The sequence below is a fragment of the Bacillus nitroreducens genome (assembly GCF_964021195.1).
The window spans coordinates 1,361,684-1,387,341 of sequence record NZ_CAXHYI020000003.1 but is presented as its reverse complement, the minus strand read 5'-3'; the positions used below and the strand labels follow the sequence as shown (position 1 = coordinate 1,387,341).

The following is a 25,658-nucleotide window of genomic DNA, read 5'->3' as shown; positions in this document are numbered from 1 at the left end:
ATTATGACTCATCCCTTGTTTATCTACCAAAACCAAAGGAGTTGACTCATTTGGCAGAAAAAACAACCAAACCAAAGAGAAGAACCAAAAAATTTGTGCCAAGTGAAAAACATAAAGACAAAACCGAGCCTTGGCAAAAGTTTTACCACTTGGTTGAGGAAAAATTGAAGAAATGAATGATGGGATGGTGACTAGTGTCACCATCCCATTTTTATGCAAGTGATTTTATTATGAAGAATACGATTCTCAGATAAGAGCGCCAATATCACTCATGAAGGTGCAAAGCTTCGGACGAGGGCGCATATTTTGGGACGACGGCGCATATTCACAGGCGAGGACACATTTCTCGAGACAACGGCGCATTTTCGCGGGCGAAGACGCATTTCTCGCAACAACGACGCATATTCACGAGCGAGGACGCATTTCTCACAACAACGGCGCATTTTCGCGGGCGAGGACGCATTTCTCACAACAACGGCGCATTTTCGCGGACGGAGACGCATTTCTCGCTACAACTGTGCATATTCACGGACGAAGACGCATTTCTCGCTACAACTGTGCATATTCACGGACGAGGGCGCATATTTTGGGACGACGGCGCATTTACCAGCGTGAGGACGCATTTATCGAGACAACGGCGCATTTTCACGGGCGAAGGACGCATTTCTCACAACAACGGCGCATTTTCGCGGGCGAGGACGCATTTCTCACAACCAACGGCGCATATCCGCGTGTTATTGTACCTATATGGTAGACAATTTTAGAAAAACGCACACTCTAGTGTTACATTAGTTTAGGGGGAGTGTATAAAATGAGAATTCAAAATAATTATTCATATGATTTAAAGAAACAAGTTGTAGAGATGTTTTTAGAGGGACATTCAGCTGCTGAATTAGCTAAGAAATTCGAGATTAAAAATCAACGTAGAGTATATGATTGGGTAGAGAAGGTTAGAGCCAAGGGGTATTCTGCCTTAAACGATGCAAGGGGGACGAATAGTCAGGGGAAGAGTAAGAAGGCAAAAACGTTAGAAGAAAAGTATGAATTACTAAAGTTGGAGAATGAATATTTAAAAAAGTTGTTGCGTCTAAAAAGGGGGTGAACGATAAAGAAGAACAATACGCTTTTATTCATGCGTATTCAACCCAATATCCAGTAATAAAATTGGTGGAAATAACGAAGGTATCACGTTCTGGTTATTATAAATGGTTAAAAAGGAATGGAAACAATAATCAGGATAGGATTGATGAGTCTTTATTTCTTTATATCCATAAGATATTTACAGATCATCGAGGAACTGTTGGTAGAAAGCGAATCAAACTTTTATTGAAAAAAGAATATGGTTTGATTGTAAATGAGAAACGTATTTCAAGAATCATGCGCAAATATGGAATACAATGTAAAATTCGCAGAAAAAGGTTCAAAAATAGACCTCAACCAAATGGAATAATAACGAACATATTGGATAGAAATTTTCATGCGATAAGACCAGGAATTAAATTAGCGATTGATATTACGTATATTGAAGTGAAAAAAAGTTTTCAGAAATGGATCTATTTATGTGCAATAAAAGATCTATACAATGGGGAGATCGTTGCTTATTCAATCGGAACGAATCAGGGGATGAAACTAGTATATAGGGCATTAGATGACCTGAAAAAAAGAGGGTTTGAGAAAAGAGCGATCTTGCATAGCGATCAAGGCACTCAATTCACAAACCATCGGTATATGAAGCGACTACAAGATATGGGTATTACCCAATCTATGTCCCGCAGAGGCAACTGCTGGGACAATGCATGTATTGAGAACTTCTTTGGGCATTTGAAATGTGAAATGCTTTGTTTCAGCCAACCTGAAACAGTAATTGAAGTACGACAAGCAGTAGAAGCTTACATTAACTATTATAACAATAAACGTATTCAAACGAAATTAGAAATGAGTCCTGTTGAATATAGGACTCAGGTAGCTTAATTTTGTGCGTTTTTAAACTGTCTATTTGACAGGGGCATGTACACACAACAACGGCGCATTTTCGCGGACGAAGACGCATTTCTCACAACCAACGGCGCATATACGCGGGCGAGGACGCATTTCTCACAACAACGGCGCATTTTCGCGGGCGAGGACGCATTTCTCGCTACAACGACGCATATTCACGAGCGAGGACGCATTTCTCGCTACAACGGCGCATTTTCGCGGACGAAGACGCATTTCTCGGAACAACGACGCATATTCACGAGCGAGGACGCATTTCTCGCTACAACGACGCATATTCACGAGCGAGGACGCATTTCTCGCTACAACAGCGCATATCCGCAAACCGCTTTAACCAATCAGCCAACTTAAAACACATTTCCACATACAAAGTGATGCGATCACTCAAACAACACAATCCCAGCTCCATTCAACCTAAACCAATTTCAGGTCGGCCTCATATTGCTTATAAATCACATACCTCTGCAAGCCCCTCGTTTTTTCAAACGCTTTTTGGATCTCAGCCATATATTCTTTATGATTGCCTGCTTTTTTGGCGATTCCTGCTGCTAAGGCATGCTTCATCCACTCTGTTTTAACCAGTTCTTTAAGTTCGGTTGCCCGCTCCATGTTCCCCTCTTCGATTGCGACAATCGTTTGGTAATAATACTTATATTGTGGTGGATGGATGTCCTCAATGTCTCTTTTCGCTCGTAAAATATCATCCTCGTATAAAGCAAGTAATGTCTTAAAAATTGCCTGTCTAGCAGGCTGTTTATATTTCTGAAGCAACATCTCTGTCGCTTCTTTCACATCCTTATCTATCCGATTGCCCATTCCATAATACAGTTTATACAACGGATTCTTTCTTCGCTTTTCAATAAAGGCTTCAATTCTGTTCACATTCTTCTCCAAATAAACGGGATACACAAATAAATAAGTAGATAGACCAGCTAGAATAGCCATACTTTGGAACCAACCCAGTGGTTGACTCACTTCTAAAAATGCCATTAAAATTCCTAATATAAAGGCTACTACAATTAAAACTACGAATCTCATCTTTTTCATCTCCACTAAAATATTCCAACTGGATAATTGTACCTCATCTTCAAAATTAGTGGAATATCCTCTAATAATAAAAAACTACCTACGAACGTCTCTTTGAGTGGATAGACTCGCACCTTTTTTGCATATAAAAAAACCAACCATGTCTGATCACATGATTGGCACTATTTTACGCAAGTATTCCGCTTTGTTCATATACCTTCTTCAACATCCGTTTTCCACGAAACAGCTTGTTTTTCACAAAGGAAATGTCTTTACTCAATAATTGGCTAATTTCACGGTAGGAGTAATCACAGAAATAATAGAGAGAGAGTGTTTGTTTATAATCCGTTGGCAAGGAATTGATATGCTGATGAAGCCTCTCCCTCTCAAACTTCTCCAGTATCTCGGTTTCTACCATTTCGTTTGTAGAATAACGCAGATCCTCCATCTCATCTACCAATACGGTCGACTTCACAACCTTGCTGCGTAGATAATCAATGCATTGATTACGAGTGATGCTGTATACCCATGCCCGCAGTTTTGTCTGTTCCCGAAACGAGTTCCATTTTAAAAAGATCTTCAAAAATACTTCCTGCATAATATCATCAACAACGGCCCAATTCCGCACATACCGATAAGCTATATACCGTAGTTCGGTTTCGTAATTCGAAATGATTTCCTCTAGTTCATGTTCCGCCATTTTTCCTCACCCTATTTGTGGACAGGAAACCTGTTCCTCATATTCTCGAGGGATTTAGTGGAACAACCCCTTGTGTCCCACATGTCCCATTATTCTTCAATATCGTAAATATATAGTTTGTAGTCATCCTTGTTCTGGTTTTTCACGACGATATTTCCTTCGTATAGTGACTCTCCAGTTAATAGATCACCAATTACAAGTCGATGTCCGTCTTCCGTTGATTGGACTGTATAGATTTTTTCATTCATTATTTGAATAAATGGTGCGTAGGTATCACTTTTCATATTAACTATTTCAAAAGTTTGTTTCTCGTCCCATTTCTGAGTCTCTATATCATATTGCATGACCTTTACTCCATTTTCAGAGTATACGGGAGCAATCATGCTGGAATTCACGATGGATACTTTATCAAAATCGACATTCAAGTCTTCTGGTACATCCAGTTTTACCAGCTTATTTTTTTCAATATCGTACACCATCATATCATTCGCAAGCTCGGTTCCAATTCCACTATCATCATGTTCATAAGCCTCTGCTTGGAATACCAAATAACGTTCCGGCTTAGTTGAATAATAGTCATTGAATAAACGAAAGCCCGACCATCCATTCTCCACTTCTGGAGAAGAGTAAATATGTTCTTCGTTTGCTATTTTCTTATTCTTTGTATCAATTGTGTAGTCTATCAAATCCTCACCACCATTCAAACGCGAACCTCTAGCGATGATCTTTAACTCTCCGTCCACTAACTGAATATCCATAATATCCACCCAATGGTATTTTTCTTTTTTAGGCAGATCCAATGTCATGGAAGTCCTTTCTTCAGACTTCTTATCTAACACCTCAACATCCAATAAAGAAGCTGATAGAGATCCGTTTATGCCTTTACCTTCGATGTTGGCATAAATGACCAGATCTTTATCTTCATAAAAGCTATTTGGAAGTAAATGCTTTCCACGCATAAAGCCTTTGTATTTCTCAATTAACGGATATAAAGATGTCCAAGTACTATGTTTCGTAAATTGTTTAAAAACGGACTGTTTCGATAAATTGACTGTTTCTTCTGGAGTAAGAAGAAAGTTTGTATGCAAGTCATCCACTACATATGTTATATTCAGTTTTAGATTTTTCACTTCATTCTCGTCACCACTTACTTTTTCTAATTCAAAACCAACATTTTCAGATGCTAGACTCGTTTGTATATAAAACGTTCCAAGTACGATAACTGTGACAAGACAAAGCGTAAGGATTTTCCAATATCGTTTCACTTGTGTTCCCTCCTATCAAACCCTAATTTTTCTATTTAACAGATAGTTGCCGAGCCAAATCGCAGCAGCCCATACCAACAATCCTGCACCTATTACCATATAAAACAGTTCATTTTCAAAAAAATAATTATCTAGTAAAAATTCATTCACTAATAGTGGTGCAATCACAATGAACAAAGATGCTGCTACGTAAAAAATCCCCATAAAAATACCTTTTAAACGATAGGAACGTTCAAATAAGATCGCTGTAAATACCACACATACAGCTGCCATACCAGTACCGTAATAAAGAATAAAATCAATAAAAGCAGATGGATATAAAAGTTCTAAATAATAGAGATTGGTCATTTCCTCGATTGATAAATCATGACGAAACTCGTCTGGAACTAACCACTGTAACACTTTACTTTCAACTGGTAACAGTACTAATTGCACGGCAAGAAGACCTAAAACAAACAATAAGATCGTTGTCGCCTTCGCCAAGTAAATATTCAATCGTGCGGTTGGTAACACGAGCAAGCGGTAGCTAAATGTATTCTTTCCAAACCAATCACGATACCAAATAAAGAACACATAAATGAGTAAGGTAGCCGCGCAAAACATCATGGTTCCAATAAACCAGCCTGTCGAAGCAAAATGATAAAAGGACATCTTTCCATACTGTGAGATAAAATCACTAACGGATACTAATTCCTCATAAATCGCTTTGTTCGCACGACTCAAATACATTTGGGATTCAACGATAATACCAACTACTTGAAAAAGTATCGTAACCCCTATTAATACAAGATACAACTTCCAAAATCGAGTGAACTCAAAGTTCACTAGTTTCAAAAACCGGTTCATCCTCGATACACCTCTCTCATCACATCGATCACCGATTTCCCTTCATTCTCTCTCATTTCTTCGGTATCGAATTCTTTTAGTACGACCCCATTGTCAAGCAATACTGCTTTATCAATTAAATGTTCAATATCATTGATTTCATGAGTAGTAATGATGACACCACGGTCCTCGATTAAATGACTTGTAAAAACTTCTGCAATCTGCTCCCTGCTAAAAATATCAATCCCAGAAAATGGTTCATCCATCAGAACATAATCAACATCCAAGGCTAGACCAAGAATCAAATTGACTTTAGCCGTATTTCCTTTTGATAGTTCAGAAATTCGATCAGTTTCTTTAAGTCTAAAAAACTCGAGTAATTCCTCTGCACGTTTTTGATTCCAACTGTCATAGAAATCAGCCATGAATGTGAACGCCTCTTTGATTTTCATCTGAGGCAACATTGTAATGGTATCTGGAATAAAGGTAATCTTTTCATAACTGCCTTTATGAATTTTCTCCCCATTGATTAGAATTTCTCCACCATCAATTGGGGTTAAGTTCATGATCGCCTTCATCACCGTTGTTTTCCCAACACCGTTAATCCCAATTAAACACGTAATTTTCCCTTTTTCAGCTGTAAAATTAACGCCTTTTAGCACGGTTTTTCTCCCAAACTTCTTGGTTACATCCTTTACTTCAATCACAAAAGTTCCCCCCTATTCCTTTTCGTACTCTTTTTCAATTAAATTCAAAACCTCTTCTAATGGAACGTTGATGGACCGAACGGAATGTATAAATGTCGAAACAGCTTCCAAAATCAATTCCTCACGAACCATTTTCAATACCTGCTCATCCTTCGTAATGCGACTTGGTAAATTTCCTTCTGTATATATCAAGCCTTGTTCCTCCATTTCTTTATACGCCCGCTGCGCCGTATTTGGATTAATTTTCAACCGATTTGCTAATTCTCGCCTTGAGGGAATCTCCTGACCTGGTTCAAATATGCCCTTGGCTATTTGTTCCTTAAAATACTGAATCACTTGAATGTAGACAGGATCCCGATTATTAAACTTGACATTCATAGACCCAACTCCTAACTTTCTGCGTATGAATGGGTTAATACACCATCCTCAAAAAAACAACTGTATGAAGCAATTAATACACTGACTGCAAAATATAAATCGTATGAAGAGCTTCATACACCTTCTTAAAAAAAACTGTGTGAAGTGGTTCATACACATCCTGTACAGAAAAGACTGTATGAAGCACACCATACAGTACTGTCAAAAAATAGCGTGGTGTATCGATTGGTTAATACACCGTTCTGTATGTATTATATGGTTAGTACACTTTACCTGTCAACACCTATCAAAAAAATATATATTTTCATTGACAAACAGGAACAAACGTTCTATAGTAGAAGTAAGAAAAAACCAATCATGTTGTGACCATGATTGGCAAAATTTGAAGAAGCATGAAGAATCCTTCTATCTCTTGAGGAACCTTTTTTGAAAAGTTGACTGGGGCTTCTTGTTGCGGGGTACATGGGTAGTGGGTTTGATATGGTTCAAAAGCTGAATTTCTTTTTTACTTTTAGTGTTTCCCTTCTAAGATTCGATTAATTTGTAGGAGCCGTTCATTATATGTGCGATCAATTTGATCCATACGGTCACCAATCTGACCTTGCAAGGTTTCTAGATGTAAGGCAATTCCTAATGCAAGTTTGTTTAATTTTTCGTTTATTGTCTTAAGTTCATCATCGTTCATACCCTTTCCCTCCAGTTATGAATTAGTTTTCGACAAGTTCTCTTGGCTTGCCACCTAGAAACTTTACAGAGTCTGCTAACACTTCAGTCACATACACTCTTTTTCCCTCATTGTTTTGGTAGTTTCTAGTCTGGATTCTACCTGTTACACCTAGAATGGAACCTTTTTTACAATAGTTTGCAGTATTTTCAGCTGTCTTTTGCCAAAGTGTACAGTTGACGAAATCCGTTTCAATCGTACCTCCCGCGTTTCTAAAATTCCGACTGACAGCCAGTGTCACGTGGGCAACTGCTTTTCCGTCCTGGGTATAGCGTAAATCGGGATCCCTCGTGAGCCTCCCTACCAAAATAACTTGATTAATCATAGATTTTTTACCTCCTTGGTTAAATGTAACAAGGCTATCTTATCCCACGATTCGACATTGGTAAAATGAGGGAAATTCGATATTTCCAAGGCTTTTATACATAAAAATTAATAATTCCCATGACATTTTTTATTTTTACTATTTTGATTCTAAACATCCAACAATTATTGAATGTTCTACATTATTTTTGCGTGTGTGGTGAACTGATATTTTTTACTCATTTTCATTTCTAGTCCATATAATATACAATGTGTATGCTATAATTTAACTATTCAAATAGTTCGAAAGAGGTAGAAGGAGGCTAGGAATTTGAAAACGTTTAAATTAGTATCACTGATGGTTCTTCATGGAGATGAACCCCCAAATCGAATCGAGGAAATACCTTTAATTGATGGACTCATCATCAATCAAGAGGATGGAGAAAACAGTTGGTTTGTGGAAGCTTTAGTTGATAAAAAATATAAGCCGATCTTTGAAAAAGCATATCAAAACAATGTAAAGTTAAATCTTCAAGTAACAATCACTAAAAAGTCAAATGATCCTGCCTCTCTATTGGGAACTGTTAAGATCATTAAAGAGATGGAACAACATGTAAGTGTGCTTTTGGAGGGAAACTTAGTTTCTAGCCGATTAAAATGGGCCGAAATTATTCTTAACGACCTCATTAACCAAGGCTTACAAGGACACGACCTACTTTCTGCTTTCAAAACAAAATTACAAGAAGTGAAAAAATCCTTACAGAGTTAGACATATAAAAAAGGCAGGATACATGTCCCGCCTTTTTTACATTGGTCCAGTCTTTTGACCTCAAGCTGCACCGCCAGTATTATCGATTGTCATCGTCATCTAATCCGTTATTACCGTTACCTAGTTCGTCATTGTCGTCTTTACCTACATCTAGGTCACCGTCGTTATTGTCATCTTCAATTAGGTTACCGTCACCGTTCATATCATTTCCGTTATTACCATTTGTACCATTATTATCGCCAGGTATGATATCTTCTTCTGGAGTCACATCGTTATCCAAGTTATCATTTATATCCTCACCTGGTGTTTCAATTCCATCATCTTCTGGAGGTGGATCTTGGTCATCCGCGTTACAGCCTGTTACTAAAAATACTGCAAGGAGTGACCCCATTAGCGTTAAGAACCATTTTTTGTTCATTGCATATTCTCCTTTCTAATGTCTTCTAAGTATTGGTGTGACCTGTTAGGTCTTTGGTTAGCATTCCCCGAAGGTTGCAAATGTATGAAAATAAATTCAAAAGAGAATAAAAAAACCGGATGAAATTAATCATCCGATTTTGTGCATGCCAGTCTACTTTTCATCAAAATGAGGGCGCTGGGATCTATTTTTTAGGATATGTACCTAATACTTTTCTTTTTACTTATTTATGCATATTCATTCCATTAAAAGTAAGAAAAATATGTATCTTAACTTTGAACCGCAAACATAATTTCAGCTTCCATAGCCGTTTCACCGTCTACTTTCGCAATTGCTTTACCTTTACCAATCCCTCTACGAATTGAAAGCAATTCCACTTCCATTGTAAGGGTATCACCAGGTCGTACTTGGCGTTTCCATCTACATTTTTCTACCCCTGCGAAGAATGCAATTTTACCTGCATACTCAGGCATCGATAACAGTGCGACAGCACCTGTTTGTGCACAAGCCTCTAATGTTAGTACACCAGGAAATACAGCGTAATTTGGAAAGTGACCATTAAAAACGTCCTCATTAGCCGTGAGATTTTTTTTACCCACTGCTCGTTTACCTGGTTCTAACTCTTCAATGGAATCTACGAGTAAAAATGGATAACGGTGTGGGATAATTTCTTTAATTTGTTCAATATTTAATTTCAATTTATTCACCTCAATTAATTTTTTACGATAAATTAAATTCCCTGCTATTATATAATAACCGAATTCAAATAAAAATTCCTTATCCCATTGTTTTCAATAGTGATGCTTCCTCGTTCAAGTTCATCTGCTCTTTTTCAATTTTGAAAAATATGGGATAATCCTTTCAGAAAGGAGTTGGCTTCGGTGCAAAAAGTGTTGATTATTGAAGATGACCCTAAGATTGCTGAGCACCTACATGCTTACGTAACGAAATACGGATATGAGGCATTCGTTGTAACAGATTTTGATCAAGTGATGGTTGATTTTCAAACATATAAACCTGACCTCGTTTTATTGGATATTAATTTACCAAGCTATGATGGCTATTATTGGTGTCGTCAAATACGTAAACAATCTATATGTCCTGTCATTTTTATTTCAGCTCGTGTGGGTGAAATGGATCAAGTAATGGCGTTAGAAAATGGGGGCGATGATTTTATTACAAAGCCATTCCATCCAGAAATCGTCATCGCAAAAATACGCAGTCAACTTCGTCGTGCATATGGTGAATATGCAGTCCAAGCTGAGGAGCGTGTATTGGAGATAGAAGGATTAAGGCTCCTCCCTGAGAGATTAGAGCTATCTTATGCAGACAAGACCGTTTCCCTTTCCAAAAAAGAAGCGGATCTTATTGAAATGATTATGGAGCGGTATCCCCGTGTTGCTGGACGTGAAGATTTACTTGAAAAATTATGGGACGACCAAACCTTTGTTGATGAAAACACCTTGAATGTGAATATTACTCGAGTTCGGAAAAAGTTCGAGGCGATCGGGCTTAAAGGAGCGGTTGAAACCGTAAGAGGTGCAGGCTATCGTTTACATATTAATTGGGTAAAGGTTGAAGATAAATGAAGCTATTTTTTAAAGAGCATGCTCTATTAATTGTGGTACAAACCATACAATTTTTAATAATCATGGCGATCTATTTTCTCGACGGCTATCAACATCTATTACCCGCTCTGTATACTGTATTTCTCGGACTCTTTTTTCTCAGCGGCTACTTATTCTATCACTATTATAGCCGTCGAAATTTTTACAAACGACTCAGTAGCGATTTAGAATCCTTGGACCAATCTTTGCAAACTACAGAACAAACCCCGATTTCTGAAGCACTTGACCGTTTGTTAAGGAATCAATATAAACATTATCAGGAGCAAATCAAACGATTGGAGTTAAGGCAAGAACAGCATTTGAAGTTTATGGATCAATGGGTCCATCAAATGAAAACACCATTATCCGTCATCGAGCTCATCGCCCAAAACTTAGATGAACCCGATTCCTCGAATATTCGTGAGGAGACTGACCGGATGAAGACAGGCTTGAATACGATTCTTTATATGGCGAGATTGCGGACGATTGAACAAGATTTTCAGATAAAACCTGTCGAACTAGCAAAGCTAGTAAGTGAAGTGAATCGCGAAAATAAACGCTTATATATTCGAAGTCAGGTTTATCCTCATTTCACACAAGAAAGAGACAGGATTACAGTTGAAACAGATGAAAAATGGTTATTTTTCATGCTCTCTCAGCTTATTCATAACGCGGTAAAATATTCGAAAGGAAAAAGTAATAAAATCACCATTTCTATTTTTGAGCGGAATGGAGAAGTGGTTTTAGAAGTGAAAGACTATGGTGTTGGAATCCCTGAGACGGACAAGCGACGAGTGTTTGAACCTTTTTTCACAGGCGAAAATGGACGGAAATTTAGAGAATCAACTGGAATGGGCTTATATTTAACAAAAGAAGCTGCCGAGCAACTGGGGCATAAAATTGAGCTTGATTCAACTACGGAAGAAGGCTCAACATTTCGAATCGTGTTTGGCGTGACTCAAAACCTTACAACGATGTAAGGAAAGTGAAAGATAAATCGATTTTCGTAAGAGACAAATAGCGGATATACTAATCACAAGTTAAAGGAATTCGAATGGAAGGGAGAACTTGTGATGCTAAACGTAAAACAAGTAAGTAAGATTTATGAGGGCAATATTGCCTATCGTGCTTTAACAGATATTGATTTAACCATAGATGAAGGTGAATTTGTTGGTATTATGGGTCCGTCAGGTAGTGGGAAAACAACATTACTAAATATGATTGCGACCATTGATGAGCCAACGACAGGAGAAATACTCATTAATGGGAATAATCCTCATCGATTAAAAAAGGAAGCCTTAGCCAAATTTAGACGTCGAGAGTTAGGATTTGTCTTTCAAGACTTTAATCTGCTTCATACGCTAACTGTTGAAGAAAATATTGTTCTTCCTTTGACTCTAGATGGGAAAAAAGTAAAAGAAATGAAGCAAAAAGCAAATGAAATTTGTGAAAAGCTAGGAATTAAAGAAATTATGAAAAAGCGCACCTACGAAATTTCTGGAGGGCAAGCACAAAGAGCTGCTGTAGCTAGGGCAATGATTCATGGACCAAAGCTATTATTAGCAGATGAGCCGACAGGAAATCTTGATTCCAAAGCTTCAAAAGATGTAATGGAAATGCTTGAGAGAATTAATAAAAATGAACGAACAACGATGATGCTTGTTACACATGATGCTCAAGCTGCTAGCTATTGTAACAGGGTTGTCTTTATACGTGACGGTAAGCTCTTTTCTGAAATTCATCGTGGAGATAGCCGCCAAGCCTTTTTCCAACGGATTATTGATACACTTTCTCTACTGGGAGGGGATGCACATGACCTTTCGTCAATTCGCGTTTAATAACGTCATTCGTAACAAGAGGTTATATGCTGCTTACTTTCTTAGTAGTTTATTTACCGTGATGGTGTTCTTTACATTTTCCATTTTTGCGAATCATCCAGCGTTAAGTGGGAATGATATGAATTCTGTTGTGGCAAGGGGAATGAACACCTCAGCAGGAATTATTTACGTCTTTTCCTTTTTCTTTATTCTTTATTCTATGAGCTCATTTTTACAATCTCGTAAAAGAGAGTTTGGATTGTTAATGATCCAAGGGATGTCGTTAAGACAAATCCGCTTGATGGTGTTTTTAGAAAATATGCTAACAGGATTTTTTGCTACACTTGGTGGAATTTTACTTGGTCTTGTTTTTGCGAAGGGAATTCTTCTCATAGCCGAGAACGTGTTAATCATTGAAAGTAAATTACCATTTTACTTCCCTACAAAAGCATTACTAACCACCTTTATTTCATTTATTGTCTTGTTTTTCTGTATCTCTTTATTTGTTACGTATGTTCTACGTAGTAAAAAATTGATTGAGCTTATTAAGGGAAATAAAATTTCCAAAGGTGAACCAAAAGCTGGCCTCTTTTTAACGTTGGTTGCTGTTATTCTACTCGGTGCTGGGTATACAGTCGCATTAGTTGCAAAAGGATTAGAAGTTGTCTTCGTGATGATTCCAGTTATAGTTGTCGTCACATTGGGAACCTATTTGTTATTTACCCAATTAAGTGTATATATCATTCGTCGATTAAGAAAGAATGAGTCTATTTTTTGGTTTAAAACAAATATGCTTCTCTTTTCTGACTTAGCTTTTCGTATGAAGGATAATGCGAGGACATTTTTTATGGTCGCCATGGTTTCAACAGTTGCCTTTAGTGCAATTGGCACATTGTTCGGATTCCAATCAGTGCTCACATCTGGTGTAAAAAATGTGAATGCTAACACATTTACCTTAAAAGTATATGATGAGGAAAATGAGAAACAGAATGTGGAGTTTATTAACCAGACATTACAGGAAGAAAAAATCGAAGCCAAGTCTGAACATACCGTATTGAACTACTATCATATTGCAGATGACGAGATACTCATTACAAGTGAATCAGACTTTAATCGTTTCGCCTCATTAATTGAGGAAAAGCAAATAGATGTAAAAGACGGTCAGGTACTAGTCGTTGAATATGAGGGAACAAGTTTTGGTCAAACAAGTCAACTGTTAGATGCAGAAATCAAACTAGAATCTGGAGTTACATTAAAACCAAATCCAGATGAAGTCATGACCTCAAGGGCTTTACCTGCGACAGATTCTTATTATATAGTATCTGATCATGATTATGAACAACTCCCTATTCCAAAGAATGCATATAGCTATTATGCTTGGCAAGCGTTCTCTGGTAAGGATAAAATTATGGCTGCTTCAGAAAAACTATATGCTCAATTAGAACGCTATGAAATCATGTCTATTGAATACGAATTGTATGAAATCATGAAATATTACGGTCCCATCTTATTTATTGGATTATTTATTGGCATTGTCTTTTTTGTTTCAGCAGGAAGCTTCCTATACTTCCGATTATATATGGATTTAGATGAGGATAAGCGAAAGTTCTCAGCAATCGCCAAAATGGGCTTAACCAATAAGGAGCTAAAGAAGGTAATTGAAAGGCAAACTGCGATATTGTTTTTTGCACCCATTATCGTTGCTCTCATACACGGAGCGGTGGCGTTAACCTCATTGTCAAATCTATTTTCATATAATCTATTTAAGGAATCCGTCATTGTATTAAGTGTATTCTTGCTAATACAAATTATCTACTTTTTCATCGTCCGTTTTTTCTATACAAAACAGATTAAAGCTGCTATTTATCAATGATTTGAACACGAAGCCTTGGGTTGTTGAACCCTAAGGCTTCGTACTATATTGGATTAAAAATTTAATAGGTGAGTGAAATTAGGGATTAAAAAAAGAAGGCAAACGCCCTCTCCTATTTTTCAACATCTTTATTTACAATATCAATGACGTGCTGCCATGTTGATTTTTTCAAGGCATCGCTCGGCTTACCATCTCCAATGACTCCGTAACCCACAACTACACCAATTATAATACTGGCAGCAAAAAGAACAATGACGAGTAAAATTCGTACCCAGATGGGTATTAAGCGAATGCGAATTTTTCGTTCTCGTTTCTTTTTTGGTTCCTTTTCCGTATTCTTTTGTTCTTCACGCGATTTATGAAACTCTTCACGCGATTTTACTTGTGTATTGTTAAGTTCGCTAGTCACTCTAGATTACTCCTTATCCTTAGAGTTGTTCCGATCTATACCCAATGCCTTACTTTATAGTATCCCGTAGGTTTACCAATTTATCAATCGTTAATTCTCTCTTTTGTTAACGAATTCCATTTACAAGACCCATCATCTGGTCTGAAATGGAGATAGATTTCGCATTGAATTGGTAAGAACGCTGGGTTAGCAAGAGATCAGACATTTCGGTTGCCATATCAACATTCGACTGTTCAAGGGCTCCTTGTTGCATACTAACCTGCCCTCTGAGATCACCCTGAAGTGCTACAAACACTTCATCTGCACCAATCCCGAGCTCTGCTAAATCAGGTAAGGCAAATTGATTTTGTCCAGCTGCTTGAAGAAGCTGTGGTTTCGTAATTTCAACAACTGACAAATTAAATAATTGTGGTGCTCCTGCCACAGGAATCACCGATAGTTCGCCATTTGCTGTAATTTGGATTTCTTTAAAACCATCCACAAACAGTATTGGATCACCATCTTGGTCAAGGACTGCATCTCCATTACTCGTTACAAGCGCAACTCGGTTGGTTCCGTCATTAACAGGTGTTAAATAAAGCCCACCATCCCTTGTAAAACGTGGAACCTGTACTCCATCTTCGTCAACCAACACTTGTAAAAACTGATTTTCCTTCGTAAAGGCAATATCAAGTTCACGCCCTGTTGTTTTGATGGCACCTTGAGTCATCATCATATTTGTATTCCCAAGTCGTGCACCAACACCAACACGAATCCCATTCGGACTTAAACGACCTGGTTCCTGTGTAGTATCGGGTTGATTCGTAAATTGCTGAGATAAAAGCTCACTAAAGTTGACTTGGCGTTTTTTATAACCAGTCGTATCTATATTAGCTAGATTATGACCAATTGTATCCAGCTGCTTTTGTAATTGACTCATCGTATTTGTTGCTGTAATCATCGAGCGCATTTGATTGGCCTCCCTTGTTGTAACCGAGGGACTCACTCCTCGTCTTAGCAATAAAATGACGGGACAAGATGTGAGTCCCGTTACCTAGACTTCTTCAATGTCTAGTTCTAGGCGCCAGCGACACCATTCATATGCCAGCGATTTGAAAGGTAGAATGCACCTTCGCCAGGTATCGACATATAAGTATCACTTTAGCATGCGCCTTATCATTTTTCCTTAAAAAAGGCTTCTGTCGCCCAACTCTCAGGTCTAAGCCATTTGTTTGGAGAAGGCAACAAGCACCATCAGTCAAGGCATATACTTGCCGTAACTGAACGGTCAACTTACTTTTCCTTATAATCTTCCAATCTCGTTAACTGCTTTGTCCATACTTTTATCATAAGCTTGAAGAACCTTTTGGTTTGCTTCGAATGTACGGTATGCTGTCATCATTTCGGTCATAGCTTGCGTAACATCCACATTTGAGCCTTCAAGGTGTCCTTGCTTTAGCGAATAAGTAACTTGAGGATTAGCTGCTGCGTTTGGTAGCTCAGTACCATTATTTGTTCGGTACAACCCGTTTCCCTCTTTCAGTAGGTTCATAGGATTGTCTGAAAAAGCAATTCCAAGTCGTGTTTGAGCTTGCCCTGCCACAAGAATACGGCCATCTGCCGCAACTTCAAACTGATCACTCTCTACTAGGATACGGTTTCCATTGTCATCAAGGACATGAAAGCCTTCATTTGTTGTTAGGTATCCAGTTGGATCGACTGTAAAGTTTCCGTTACGGGTGTATCTCACATCACCATTTGCATTTTGAACGGTAAAAAACACAGAGCCTGGTTTATTGGTTTGATCATTAATGGGCAGATTCCCATTCACTAAAGCCACATCGGTTGCAAGTCCTGTTTCGCGAATATCTCCTTGCTTAAACAGCGGAATCATTTCTTGCATGTACACACCTGTATTTAGACCACCGATAGTATTTGTCGTTAGAAGGGTTCCACCATTTTTAGCAGGACTTTTCTCCCCTTCTAATCGTTGCATGAGCATTTCAGGAAAAGCACGTAACGATCCTTGGTCTACTTTGTAGCCAGGTGTGTTTGCATTTGCGATATTGTTCGTCAACATTTCTGTTCGTCGTTGTTGTGCAAGCATTCCAGCTGCAGCAGAATAAAATCCACGTAACATGGACTTACCTCCTTCTATATCCGATCACTACATTACTTTTTATTATAGTAGGAATTTCCTGATTCTTCACCAGTAAATTTTAGCCATCCACTTTTCGAAAAAAATCAGAAAGGACCTGCCAATTTGGAAAGGTCCTACATTTCAAGTATTATTACACGAGTTTTCTTCGTGGAAGCTTGTCCAAGTTTTCAAGCATCACACCTGTACCAATCGCTACACACTCCATTGGGTTTTCAGCAATTAAAACAGGCACACGTAATTCTTCAGCTAATAACTGATCGATTCCGTGTAGTAATGCTCCACCCCCGGTTAAAATCACACCGCGGTCAATGATGTCCGCAGAAAGCTCAGGAGGAGTTCTTTCAAGTACACTTTTCGCAGCTTGTACAATGGCTGAAACAGGCTCTCTTAGTGCTTTTTCAATTTCTTTTGATTTAATTGTTAGTGTACGTGGTAAACCTGTTACCATGTCACGTCCGCGAATATCAATTTCTTCACTACGTGATTCTGGGAATACAGTTGCTACTTGTATTTTAATGTTTTCAGCCGTTCTTTCCCCAATTAACAGCTTATACTCACGTTTAATATAGCTAAGGATCTCCGCATCAAAGGTGTCCCCAGCCATTTTAATTGAAGAGGCGGTGACGATATCGCCCATTGATAAGACAGCAACATCTGTAGTTCCACCGCCAATATCTACGACCATATTCCCGCTTGGTTGGAAGATGTCCATCCCAGCACCAATCGCAGCTACTTTTGGTTCTTCTTCTAAATAGATTTTCTTTCCACCGCTTTTTTCAGCAGCTTCTTTGATTGCCTTTTGTTCAACAGATGTAATATTTGTTGGACAACAAATTAGAATTCTTGGCTTTGAAAGAAATCCTTTTACATTTAATTTATTAATGAAATGCTTAAGCATCGCTTCTGTCACATCAAAATCTGCAATTACTCCGTCTTTTAATGGTCGGATCGCTATAATATTACCAGGAGTTCGTCCGACCATTCGTCGTGCTTCTTCCCCGACAGCTAGAACCTTGCCAGTGTTTTTATCTAATGCCACAACAGACGGCTCATTCAATACAATTCCTTTACCTTTTACATGTATAAGTACGTTCGCAGTTCCTAGGTCTATACCAATATCCCTTGCTAACATTTGGGTAACTTTCCTCCTTGCATTTGTATCGCAAATGCACATATTTTCCTAATAATATATTGTACCACAAATTGACATATAGTATAGTTCTTTTGTGATTTTTTTGTAGGATATTGTCGGAAAATCGAAAAGCGTAAGGTGCCTGCTTATCGGCAAAAAACTTAAGACAGCTGCTTTTTAGAAGGGCCCTTTACCTTCCGAAGCGATTGGCTTAAAACCTCGAGCTGATGGCGCCTTGAGCTAGACAATTCATAGGAGGAAAGTCACAGCCATGTTATTTCACTGGTTCTTCTTGCAATTCTTCTTCTTTTTTATACTTCAGTTTTGTTGCTTCCCCACCCCGTAAATGTCGGATCGATTTATGGTAATCAAGGATTTCTTTTACTTCACTTGCTAGTTCGGGATTGATTTCAGGTAGCCTTTCAGTCAAATCTTTATGGACAGTACTTTTGGAAACGCCAAATTCCTTCGCAATGACGCGAACTGTTTTTCTTGTCTCCACGATATACTTTCCAATCTTGATAGTTCGTTCTTTGATGTAATCGTGCACACTACTCGCCCTCCCTATGTGGATGTGAGAAGTGTGAAATGAGACGCGTTCAAGCTTCAACGAAGAAGTAGTAGTATTTGAACAATATTCATCATATGGATTGCTGGATCTATGAAGACGTTATACGCCTACTCACCTCAAACACTCTCTTTGTTAGGTTTGTAACCATTTTATTAGCTTGGGTGAGGGATTATGCTATAAAAGTCAAGAGGGACAAGGGTTTTATCAAAATATTTTTAAAAAAGGCCTGTTTTTCTCGTTTGGACAAGCTAAAAAATATTTATTTCACTAAACATTTTTATAATTTTCAGTCACAAGCAAAAAATTATGAATAGCTATCAAATTCATACCATCTTGTCCCATGCCCCTTGTATGCTTATGCCATTCTCGCCTTGCATATGACAAGGAAATATTATCGATTTTAATTAAGGTATTGGTTGTGCCAAAATTATACATTTATCAAGCTTATTTTGACTTACTCAACCCATTTCCCTTCCATTCGATTATTTCCTGAGAAATTTGTCGGTTTATCTCATTCTACTGACGGCACTTGGGGAATGGCGGGAAAAGTATGAAATATAACAAGGATATGAAGGCATCATGGATAATCTTTGAACACACAATGGAATGAATCATGTCTTTTCTACAACAATACCGCACCGTATACAAGTGAACCAACGATCACATATGCAGGATGGACCTTCCATTTTTCAAGTAACAGAAAACTTAGCACCCCTAAAATAATCGTATGTACAACCCCAGCATCCACATACGATTCTTCAAAAAAGCGGTAGGCCATTGCTCCAAGCAAGACGGCGATTGTCGGTCGGATGTAGTTGGTCATTCGCTTCACTTTTGGGGAGTGCTTAAATTTTTTAAGAATACTTAGCATGCCAATCATTAATAGTAATGAAGGTGCTACTGTTGCGAAGACAGCAACTATCGCTCCTAATACACCTGCTTGTTGATATCCAATATATCCCGCCATTTTAGTAGCAATTGGTCCAGGCAACGCATTTCCGATCGCGATGACTTCACTAAATTCGTGAACAGAAAGCCAATGATACCGATGGACAACCTCATTTTCAACAAGGGGGATAGAAGCAGGGCCACCACCGTAGCCTAAAATCCCAGGAATAAAGAAGGCAATAAAAAGCTGCACATAGATCATGGTTGTTTCGCCTCCCTCTTATCCTTTTTTATCAAAGCAAGGACGAGTAGTGATCCGACTAAAATTCCAGGATGAATACCGAAAATGTTTAGCACCAGTACACTCACCACTAAGAGCAATATCGCCTTTAGCCAACCGAGACCTTTTTTCGCATTCACAAAAAAATCCCATGTTAATTGTGCAAGCATTACCCCAACGACTGCTAACACTGCTTTTGTCATGCCTTGTATCCAATCTAGATTTTTAAATGAAGTTAAAGAGGTCAGTAAAACAATCATTAACAAAATCGTAGGTACTGTTGTCGCCAGTACCGCATTAATCATTCCCAACCAGCCACCGACACGATACCCAATATACCCCGCCATTTTGGTGGCAGTTGGACCTGGTAGGGTGTTTCCTAGTGCGAGGATATCACCAAAGTCGTCCTCATTTAGCCATTTATACCGAATAACCGCTTCCTTATGAATAAGTGGAATGGAGGATGGCCCACCGCCGTATCCAAGTAAACTGACTTTGAGGAATGCATAAAAAATATGGAGTTGCTTCATATGAAAACCCCTTTATCAATTGAGTCTGAGTTCATTCTTAACAGATGGTCGTTCATACTGCTACATTCTTTCATTTTATTTAGCTTCTGCATTCCTTCTCTTTTTAATCGCTACGAAAAATTCGCTGTAATCTCGATTTCTTCGTTTTCTAATTAGAAAACCCTTATAATAGAAAAAGATAAACAAAGTGGGGTGACTAGCATGAGAGAAGTGTTAAAAGCGAACAATTGGATTTCGGGCTTGCAATGGCTCTTTTTTATTTTTACAAATATTGTAGTAATCCCGATTACGGTGGGAGCTGCATTCGAGCTTCCAGCTGAAAAAGTGGTGAACCTGCTTCAGCTTTCGTTTGTTGTGACAGGACTTGCGTGTATGGTGCAGGCCATTCTTGGCCATAAACGTGCCATCATGGAGGGTCAATCAGGTCTTTGGTGGGGAATTATTTTAGCCCTTTGTGCAACCGCGCCCGCTCAAGGGATGTCCTTAGATGTTTTAGGAGGCAGCTTGACTGTTGGGATTATGATTTCTGCTATTCTTACCTTTATCATTGGTATTACTGGCATTGGCCCACATCTCGCAAAACTGTTTACCCCCACTGTAATGGGTGTGTTTATGTTTTTATTGGGGTGTCAATTGATTGGTATCTTCTTAAAGGGGATGCTCGGCATTCCATTTGGGAACCAGTCTGAAGGTGCACAAATTGATGTATCGGTATCCTTATTATCGATTATCATCGCTATTCTTGTTATTGTGATGAGTGTAAAGGCCCCACCTTCTATTAGACGCTATAGTTTACTCATTGGGATTATTATCGGTTGGATTGCGTATTCTCTTATTTTTAACCCTCAGCATGCAGGTAGTGAAGGCTCATCCCTTCGTTTCGATTTATTTCCATTAGGGGAACCTACTCTGGATCTTGGCATTATTATGACAACCGTTTTTGCAGGATTGCTCAATTTAGCCAATACATTCGGGGCACTAAAAGGAACGGAAGGGATGTATAATAGACAAACGACAAAATCGGAATACAGAGGAACCTTTGCAATCACGGGTATTTTCACCTTCATCGCTGGAGTATTTGGATTAGTCCCATATTCACCGTACGTTTCGTCTATCGGATTCTTGAGCCAAACAGGTATTTTAAAAAGATTGCCGTTCATACTTGGAGGGTTCATGTTTTTAGTAATGGGACTCATCCCACCGATCGGACACTTTTTTTCACAACTACCACTAAGTATTGGTAGTGCAGCATTGTTTGCGTCTTATTTGCTGCTATTTAATTCTTCGTTCACCTTTTTTAAGCAAGTTGAATTTAACACGATGAATGCCTATCGTGCAGCGATTCCGTTGTTTGTAGGAGTTGTGATTATGACGCTTCCTGCTTCCTATTTAGAGTCGATTCCAGCTGTTGTTCGCCCGATGCTTAGCAGTGGATTACTAATGGGGATTATGCTTGCGATTCTCTTAGAAAACGTTATTAATTGGGATCGTTTGGGAGCTACAGAGGGGAAAAAGAGTACAGAAGTTAACCTGGATAAAAAGTCAAACAGCGCTTGAGTAATTACTCAAGCGCTTCAACATTACGCTAGAAAAAAAGCTCCATAGCCTAGTGCTGCAATGATGACAAAAGCTGGATGAACCTTTACTTTTTCCATCAATACAAAGCTAATCACGATTATTATAATGGTTTGTAGAATTCCTGCATCCTCATATGAAGTCGTAAAAAAACTGATTGTCATGATTCCAAGTAAAACTGCAATGGCTGGACGAACATAGTTGGACATACGTTTTACTTTAGGTGAATCCTTATGCTTATATAAAAAGCCTAGCAATACGACCATCAATAGTAATGAAGGAGCCACGGTTGCAAAGATTCCAACGAGCGCACCTGGAATTCCCGCTACTTCATATCCAATATACCCAGCCATTTTGGTAGCAATGGGACCTGGGAGTGAATTTCCGAGGGCAAGTACCTCACTGAATTCAGAAACCGTTAACCAGCCATAACGCCCCACGACTTCATTTTCTACGAGTGGAATCGATGCTGGACCTCCTCCATATCCTACAATTCCAGGTATAAAAAAGGCTAAAAATATTTGCCAATAAATCACATGCCAACACCCTTTTCTGTCTTTTGCTCAACCTTTGGAGCTTTGTCTTTTTTGACGAGTGCTGCCACTAACAGAACGCCAATGATGATTCCTGGATGAATCCCAACAAACTCCATTAATATGAAACTTACCACAATGATTCCACACGCAAATCCCAAACCTAATGAGTCCTTTGACTTTTTAAAGAAATCCCATGTTAAGGTCGCGAGCATGACACATACTACAGGCACAACCGCTCTCGTCATCCCTTGCACCCATGGTTGATCTTTCATAGAAGATAAAAAGGTCAACAGGATAATCATCATGATAATCGTTGGAACAATCGTTGCTAATACAGCATTAATCATCCCCAACACTCCTGCAACACGGTAGCCAATATAACCAGCCATTTTCGTCGCAATCGGCCCAGGCAATGTGTTTCCAAGTGCAAGCACATCTGAGAATTCATCATCATTCATCCACTTGTACTTTCCGACTACCTCTTTGTGAACAAGTGGGATGGATGCAGGACCGCCTCCATATCCCAACAAGCCCACGCGAAAAAAGGCTAAAAATAAATCAAGCTGTTTCATACAATCCTCTCATTTCTGTATTAAGTGAGTGTTCAAAAGAAGAATAAAAAGGACTACGTCATCATGCCTTGTCGACACTAGCACATCCTGTGTATCGAAATCTCGAGGCTGTGCGAGCTCTCGAGTAGCTGAGCTTATTAGTGAATACGTGATCAAAGAATGTTCTTCCTTGAATCCACGTCGCACGTAGGAAAAGTGTTTTTCTTTTCCAAGGAGCTCAAAAAGCAAGCCAATCAGCTTCAACAGGACGTGCCATTAGTCGAGGTTACACTTTCAACATGTCATTTTTACCAAACTTTTTAACATCCTCTTTATTTACCAAGATGCAATACTACCGTCTGTCCGCGCCTCCGTACCACCAGCCAGAACACCCGTCTTAGAGTCTCTCCAAATGATTTGACCTCTTCCAAAGGTACGACCATCCAAAGCCACCTGAATTTTGTGGCCACGTCTCGCAAGCGCCTGCGCAATATGGGTTGGGAAGGTTGGCTCCACCAATACCTTTTTCTCCTCGATCCATTGCCACCTTGGCGAATCTAGTGCTGCCTGTGGATTTAAATGAAAATCAATCGTATTCATGATTACCTGGGCATGGCCTTGTGGCTGCATGTATCCCCCCATCACTCCAAATGGTCCAACCGCTTCGCCATCCTTTGTTAAAAATCCCGGAATGATGGTATGGTACGTCTTTTTCCCAGGCTCTAATGCATTTTCATGGGTTGGGTCTAATGAAAAGTCATGTCCTCGGTTCTGCATGGAAATCCCTGTTCCAGGAACCACAATCCCCGAGCCAAAGCCCATATAGTTACTCTGAATAAAGGAAATCATGTTTCCTTCCGAGTCAGCTGCAGCAAGGTACACAGTGCCACCACTAGGTGGTGTTCCTGGTTCTGGAGTCAAAGCCTCTTCCCCAATCAAGCTTCTTCTTTGGGCAGCAAACACTTCAGATAAAAGCTGTGCGGTACTTACTGACATTTTTTCAGGATCCGTCACATATTTTTTTCCGTCTGCAAATGCTAGTTTCATAGCTTCAATTTGCTTATGATACGTTTCAACCGATTCCTTCTCCTTAATATCAAAACCGTTCAATATATTCAATGCCATCAACGCCACAATTCCTTGTCCGTTCGGTGGGATTTCCCACACATCATACCCGCGGTAGTTCACTGAAATAGGCTGTACCCACTCAGGTTTATAGTCTGCAAGATCCTCTTTCGAAAGGAATCCTCCATGCTCCTTGAAAAAAGCAGCTATTTTCTCAGCTAAATCACCTTTATAAATGCTTTCTGCATTTGTTTCCGCAATCGAACGTAGGCTATCTGCATGTCCTTGTGAACGCCAGATCTCTCCGATTTCAGGTGCACGCCCTTTAGGTGAAAAAGTGTCAAACCACCCCTTATGCTCAGGACCTTTCACTTTTTCTTTATAATTTTCATAGCTTCTCTTCCAGTTATTTGCGACAACTGGTGATAATGGGTACCCTTCTTCTGCATACTTAATTGCCGGCTCCAACACCTGTTTTAGAGAGAGTTTCCCGAAACGGCGTGATAGCTCTGCCCATGCAGCAGGAACGCCAGGAACCGTTACTGGTAATACGCCATACGCTGGCATTTTTTCATGACCTCTTGCTTTAACCGCATCAATTGAAATGCTTTTTGGCGCTGGTCCACTTGCATTTAGCCCATGTAATTCACCTTTCACCCACACAAGCGCAAAGGCATCTCCACCGATTCCGTTTGAGGTCGGCTCGACAACAGTTAGGGTAGCGGCTGTTGCAATCGCAGCATCAATGGCATTCCCACCTTTTTTCAGAATGTCTAAACCAGCTTGTGATGCTAATGGTTGTGATGTTGCGACCATCCCATTTTTCGCAAAAGTTGTCATACGTTGTGATGCATATGGATAATTCAAATAATCGATGTTCATTTTAAAATCCCCCTTTACGGACCCCTTTTTTGACATTTGTTAGTTATTTTTTCAAAATCAATTAACAAACGGAATTTTTACTATATAATCATGATTATAGTTGAAATTTAAAATATATTCTATATATTTAGGTGAATTTAGGTTACCTTACGATTTACACATCGTAAGCATGTCCACTACATGCTATTAGCAAAAAAAGTAGAGAAAATCGTCGAAAAGTGGTGTCAAAATGAAACTTGATGAAATTGATAAAAGGATTTTGGAGTTATTAACGATCAATGGGAGAATGTCCTACGTGGATATTGGAAAAGAACTTGGTCTGTCGCGAGTCTCGATACGTGAGCGTGTCAACCAGCTCATTGAAAATGGTGTGATCGAGAAGTTTTCCGTTGTCATTAATTCTGAAAAGGTAGGAAAAGGTGTATCTGCCTTTTTTGAAGTAGATTGTGAACCATCTTCACTTGTAAGAGTTGCAGAGACACTAGCGAATAACCCAAGTGTTGCGAGCTGCTACCAAATGACAGGACCGAGCACGTTGCACATGCACGTCCTTGTTGAAGACTTCACCAAGCTTGAAAAGTTTATTAATGAAGAGCTTTATAGTTTGGACGGAATCACGCGTGTGGAAAGTCATATATTATTAAGAAGGTTTAAGAGTCGGACTGGAATGAAACTGTAAAGAGGGTGGCATT

The 25,658-nt window shown here is 39.0% G+C and carries 30 protein-coding genes; 10 read left to right on the top strand and 20 right to left on the bottom strand.

Annotation, left to right across the window (positions count from 1 at the left end; translation table 11 throughout):
- Positions 1-50 precede the first annotated feature (50 nt).
- The 3 genes from ACWPVE_RS10580 to ACWPVE_RS10570 all read left to right on the top strand — a co-directional run bounded on the left by ACWPVE_RS10580 (position 51) and on the right by ACWPVE_RS10570 (position 1,971).
- A complete protein-coding gene (locus ACWPVE_RS10580) occupies positions 51-176 on the top strand; it encodes a hypothetical protein (RefSeq protein WP_453993129.1) in 126 nt (41 codons plus the stop codon).
- Between the two features lie 635 nt (positions 177-811).
- A complete protein-coding gene (locus ACWPVE_RS10575) occupies positions 812-1,102 on the top strand; it encodes a helix-turn-helix domain-containing protein (protein ID WP_453993127.1) in 291 nt (96 codons plus the stop codon).
- Positions 1,099-1,971, top strand: a complete 873-nt coding sequence (locus ACWPVE_RS10570; RefSeq protein ID WP_453990196.1) for an IS3 family transposase — start codon at positions 1,099-1,101, stop codon at positions 1,969-1,971. Before ACWPVE_RS10575 ends, ACWPVE_RS10570 begins: the two co-directional genes overlap by 4 nt.
- A gap of 438 nt (positions 1,972-2,409) precedes the next feature.
- Here the strand turns inward: ACWPVE_RS10570 and ACWPVE_RS10565 are convergent, their stop codons facing one another.
- The 8 genes from ACWPVE_RS10565 to ssb all read right to left on the bottom strand — a co-directional run bounded on the left by ACWPVE_RS10565 (position 2,410) and on the right by ssb (position 7,945).
- Complete coding sequence (locus ACWPVE_RS10565; protein ID WP_453993125.1) at positions 2,410-3,033, bottom strand: hypothetical protein; 624 nt, start codon at positions 3,031-3,033, stop codon at positions 2,410-2,412.
- Between the two features lie 175 nt (positions 3,034-3,208).
- Positions 3,209-3,721, bottom strand: coding sequence for an RNA polymerase sigma factor (locus ACWPVE_RS10560; protein WP_453993123.1), 513 nt, complete (start codon positions 3,719-3,721; stop codon positions 3,209-3,211).
- A gap of 89 nt (positions 3,722-3,810) precedes the next feature.
- Positions 3,811-4,986, bottom strand: a complete 1,176-nt coding sequence (locus ACWPVE_RS10555) for a hypothetical protein (protein ID WP_453993121.1) — start codon at positions 4,984-4,986, stop codon at positions 3,811-3,813.
- 15 nt (positions 4,987-5,001) lie between these two features.
- A complete protein-coding gene (locus ACWPVE_RS10550; protein ID WP_453997462.1) occupies positions 5,002-5,811 on the bottom strand; it encodes a hypothetical protein in 810 nt (269 codons plus the stop codon).
- A 17-nt stretch (positions 5,812-5,828) separates the two neighbouring features.
- Complete coding sequence (locus tag ACWPVE_RS10545) at positions 5,829-6,518, bottom strand: ABC transporter ATP-binding protein (protein WP_453993119.1); 690 nt, start codon at positions 6,516-6,518, stop codon at positions 5,829-5,831.
- Positions 6,519-6,530: 12 nt separating this feature from the next.
- Complete coding sequence (locus tag ACWPVE_RS10540; protein ID WP_453993117.1) at positions 6,531-6,896, bottom strand: GntR family transcriptional regulator; 366 nt, start codon at positions 6,894-6,896, stop codon at positions 6,531-6,533.
- Between the two features lie 511 nt (positions 6,897-7,407).
- The gene (locus tag ACWPVE_RS10535; protein ID WP_453993115.1) at positions 7,408-7,581 is read right to left on the bottom strand and encodes a hypothetical protein; all 174 of its coding nucleotides are present in this window, start codon (positions 7,579-7,581) and stop codon (positions 7,408-7,410) included.
- A 22-nt stretch (positions 7,582-7,603) separates the two neighbouring features.
- Complete coding sequence (gene ssb, locus ACWPVE_RS10530; protein WP_453993113.1) at positions 7,604-7,945, bottom strand: single-stranded DNA-binding protein; 342 nt, start codon at positions 7,943-7,945, stop codon at positions 7,604-7,606.
- Between the two features lie 309 nt (positions 7,946-8,254).
- On the opposite strand from ssb, the gene ACWPVE_RS10525 reads away from it, so the two are divergent.
- On the top strand, positions 8,255-8,692 hold the full coding sequence (locus ACWPVE_RS10525; protein ID WP_453993111.1) for a YwpF-like family protein: 438 nt from the start codon (positions 8,255-8,257) through the stop codon (positions 8,690-8,692).
- A 79-nt stretch (positions 8,693-8,771) separates the two neighbouring features.
- Here ACWPVE_RS10525 and ACWPVE_RS10520 read toward each other — a convergent pair whose 3' ends face one another.
- Together ACWPVE_RS10520 and fabZ are read right to left on the bottom strand one after the other, a co-directional pair.
- Positions 8,772-9,110: a hypothetical protein gene (locus tag ACWPVE_RS10520; protein WP_453993109.1), complete on the bottom strand. Its 339-nt coding sequence runs from the start codon at positions 9,108-9,110 to the stop codon at positions 8,772-8,774.
- 269 nt (positions 9,111-9,379) lie between these two features.
- Positions 9,380-9,808 (bottom strand): 3-hydroxyacyl-ACP dehydratase FabZ, encoded by a 429-nt coding sequence (gene fabZ, locus ACWPVE_RS10515; RefSeq protein ID WP_453993107.1) that lies wholly within the window; start codon positions 9,806-9,808, stop codon positions 9,380-9,382.
- A gap of 183 nt (positions 9,809-9,991) precedes the next feature.
- Here fabZ and ACWPVE_RS10510 point away from each other — a divergent pair, with 183 nt between their 5' ends.
- The 4 genes from ACWPVE_RS10510 (at position 9,992) to ACWPVE_RS10495 (ending at position 14,407) form a co-directional block, all read left to right on the top strand.
- The gene (locus ACWPVE_RS10510) at positions 9,992-10,699 is read left to right on the top strand and encodes a response regulator transcription factor (RefSeq protein WP_453993105.1); all 708 of its coding nucleotides are present in this window, start codon (positions 9,992-9,994) and stop codon (positions 10,697-10,699) included.
- The gene (locus ACWPVE_RS10505) at positions 10,696-11,697 is read left to right on the top strand and encodes a sensor histidine kinase (RefSeq protein WP_453993103.1); all 1,002 of its coding nucleotides are present in this window, start codon (positions 10,696-10,698) and stop codon (positions 11,695-11,697) included. Before ACWPVE_RS10510 ends, ACWPVE_RS10505 begins: the two co-directional genes overlap by 4 nt.
- Positions 11,698-11,790: 93 nt before the next feature.
- On the top strand, positions 11,791-12,555 hold the full coding sequence (locus tag ACWPVE_RS10500; RefSeq protein WP_453993101.1) for an ABC transporter ATP-binding protein: 765 nt from the start codon (positions 11,791-11,793) through the stop codon (positions 12,553-12,555).
- Entirely contained in the window at positions 12,530-14,407 is a 1,878-nt protein-coding gene (locus tag ACWPVE_RS10495; protein ID WP_453993098.1) for an ABC transporter permease, read from the top strand. Before ACWPVE_RS10500 ends, ACWPVE_RS10495 begins: the two co-directional genes overlap by 26 nt.
- Before the next feature lie 112 nt (positions 14,408-14,519).
- On the opposite strand, the gene ACWPVE_RS10490 is transcribed toward ACWPVE_RS10495, so the two are convergent.
- The 7 genes from ACWPVE_RS10490 to ACWPVE_RS10460 all read right to left on the bottom strand — a co-directional run bounded on the left by ACWPVE_RS10490 (position 14,520) and on the right by ACWPVE_RS10460 (position 20,357).
- Positions 14,520-14,816 carry a DNA-directed RNA polymerase subunit beta gene (locus ACWPVE_RS10490; protein ID WP_453993096.1) on the bottom strand — a complete coding sequence of 99 codons (297 nt, stop codon included), beginning with the start codon at positions 14,814-14,816 and terminating at the stop codon, positions 14,520-14,522.
- A gap of 106 nt (positions 14,817-14,922) precedes the next feature.
- The gene (locus ACWPVE_RS10485; protein ID WP_453993094.1) at positions 14,923-15,765 is read right to left on the bottom strand and encodes a flagellar hook-basal body protein; all 843 of its coding nucleotides are present in this window, start codon (positions 15,763-15,765) and stop codon (positions 14,923-14,925) included.
- A gap of 333 nt (positions 15,766-16,098) precedes the next feature.
- Positions 16,099-16,935 (bottom strand): flagellar hook-basal body protein, encoded by an 837-nt coding sequence (locus ACWPVE_RS10480; protein WP_453993092.1) that lies wholly within the window; start codon positions 16,933-16,935, stop codon positions 16,099-16,101.
- Positions 16,936-17,086: 151 nt separating this feature from the next.
- Positions 17,087-18,088 carry a rod shape-determining protein MreB gene (mreB, locus tag ACWPVE_RS10475; RefSeq protein WP_453993090.1) on the bottom strand — a complete coding sequence of 334 codons (1,002 nt, stop codon included), beginning with the start codon at positions 18,086-18,088 and terminating at the stop codon, positions 17,087-17,089.
- A 274-nt stretch (positions 18,089-18,362) separates the two neighbouring features.
- Positions 18,363-18,638 carry a sporulation transcriptional regulator SpoIIID gene (spoIIID, locus tag ACWPVE_RS10470; RefSeq protein ID WP_453993088.1) on the bottom strand — a complete coding sequence of 92 codons (276 nt, stop codon included), beginning with the start codon at positions 18,636-18,638 and terminating at the stop codon, positions 18,363-18,365.
- Positions 18,639-19,281: 643 nt separating this feature from the next.
- Positions 19,282-19,809, bottom strand: coding sequence for a chromate transporter (locus ACWPVE_RS10465; protein WP_453993086.1), 528 nt, complete (start codon positions 19,807-19,809; stop codon positions 19,282-19,284).
- Positions 19,806-20,357 carry a chromate transporter gene (locus tag ACWPVE_RS10460; RefSeq protein WP_453993084.1) on the bottom strand — a complete coding sequence of 184 codons (552 nt, stop codon included), beginning with the start codon at positions 20,355-20,357 and terminating at the stop codon, positions 19,806-19,808. Before ACWPVE_RS10460 ends, ACWPVE_RS10465 begins: the two co-directional genes overlap by 4 nt.
- A 201-nt stretch (positions 20,358-20,558) precedes the next feature.
- Between ACWPVE_RS10460 and ACWPVE_RS10455 the strand changes: the two genes are divergently transcribed.
- Complete coding sequence (locus ACWPVE_RS10455) at positions 20,559-21,914, top strand: uracil/xanthine transporter (RefSeq protein ID WP_453993082.1); 1,356 nt, start codon at positions 20,559-20,561, stop codon at positions 21,912-21,914.
- A gap of 23 nt (positions 21,915-21,937) precedes the next feature.
- Here ACWPVE_RS10455 and ACWPVE_RS10450 read toward each other — a convergent pair whose 3' ends face one another.
- From ACWPVE_RS10450 to ACWPVE_RS10440, 3 genes are all read right to left on the bottom strand, one after another.
- The gene (locus ACWPVE_RS10450; protein WP_453993080.1) at positions 21,938-22,468 is read right to left on the bottom strand and encodes a chromate transporter; all 531 of its coding nucleotides are present in this window, start codon (positions 22,466-22,468) and stop codon (positions 21,938-21,940) included.
- Positions 22,465-23,040, bottom strand: a complete 576-nt coding sequence (locus ACWPVE_RS10445) for a chromate transporter (RefSeq protein ID WP_453993078.1) — start codon at positions 23,038-23,040, stop codon at positions 22,465-22,467. Before ACWPVE_RS10445 ends, ACWPVE_RS10450 begins: the two co-directional genes overlap by 4 nt.
- A 315-nt stretch (positions 23,041-23,355) precedes the next feature.
- The gene (locus tag ACWPVE_RS10440) at positions 23,356-24,966 is read right to left on the bottom strand and encodes a gamma-glutamyltransferase family protein (protein ID WP_453993076.1); all 1,611 of its coding nucleotides are present in this window, start codon (positions 24,964-24,966) and stop codon (positions 23,356-23,358) included.
- A gap of 229 nt (positions 24,967-25,195) precedes the next feature.
- Between ACWPVE_RS10440 and ACWPVE_RS10435 the strand changes: the two genes are divergently transcribed.
- On the top strand, positions 25,196-25,645 hold the full coding sequence (locus ACWPVE_RS10435; RefSeq protein WP_453993074.1) for an Lrp/AsnC family transcriptional regulator: 450 nt from the start codon (positions 25,196-25,198) through the stop codon (positions 25,643-25,645).
- Positions 25,646-25,658 lie beyond the last annotated feature (13 nt).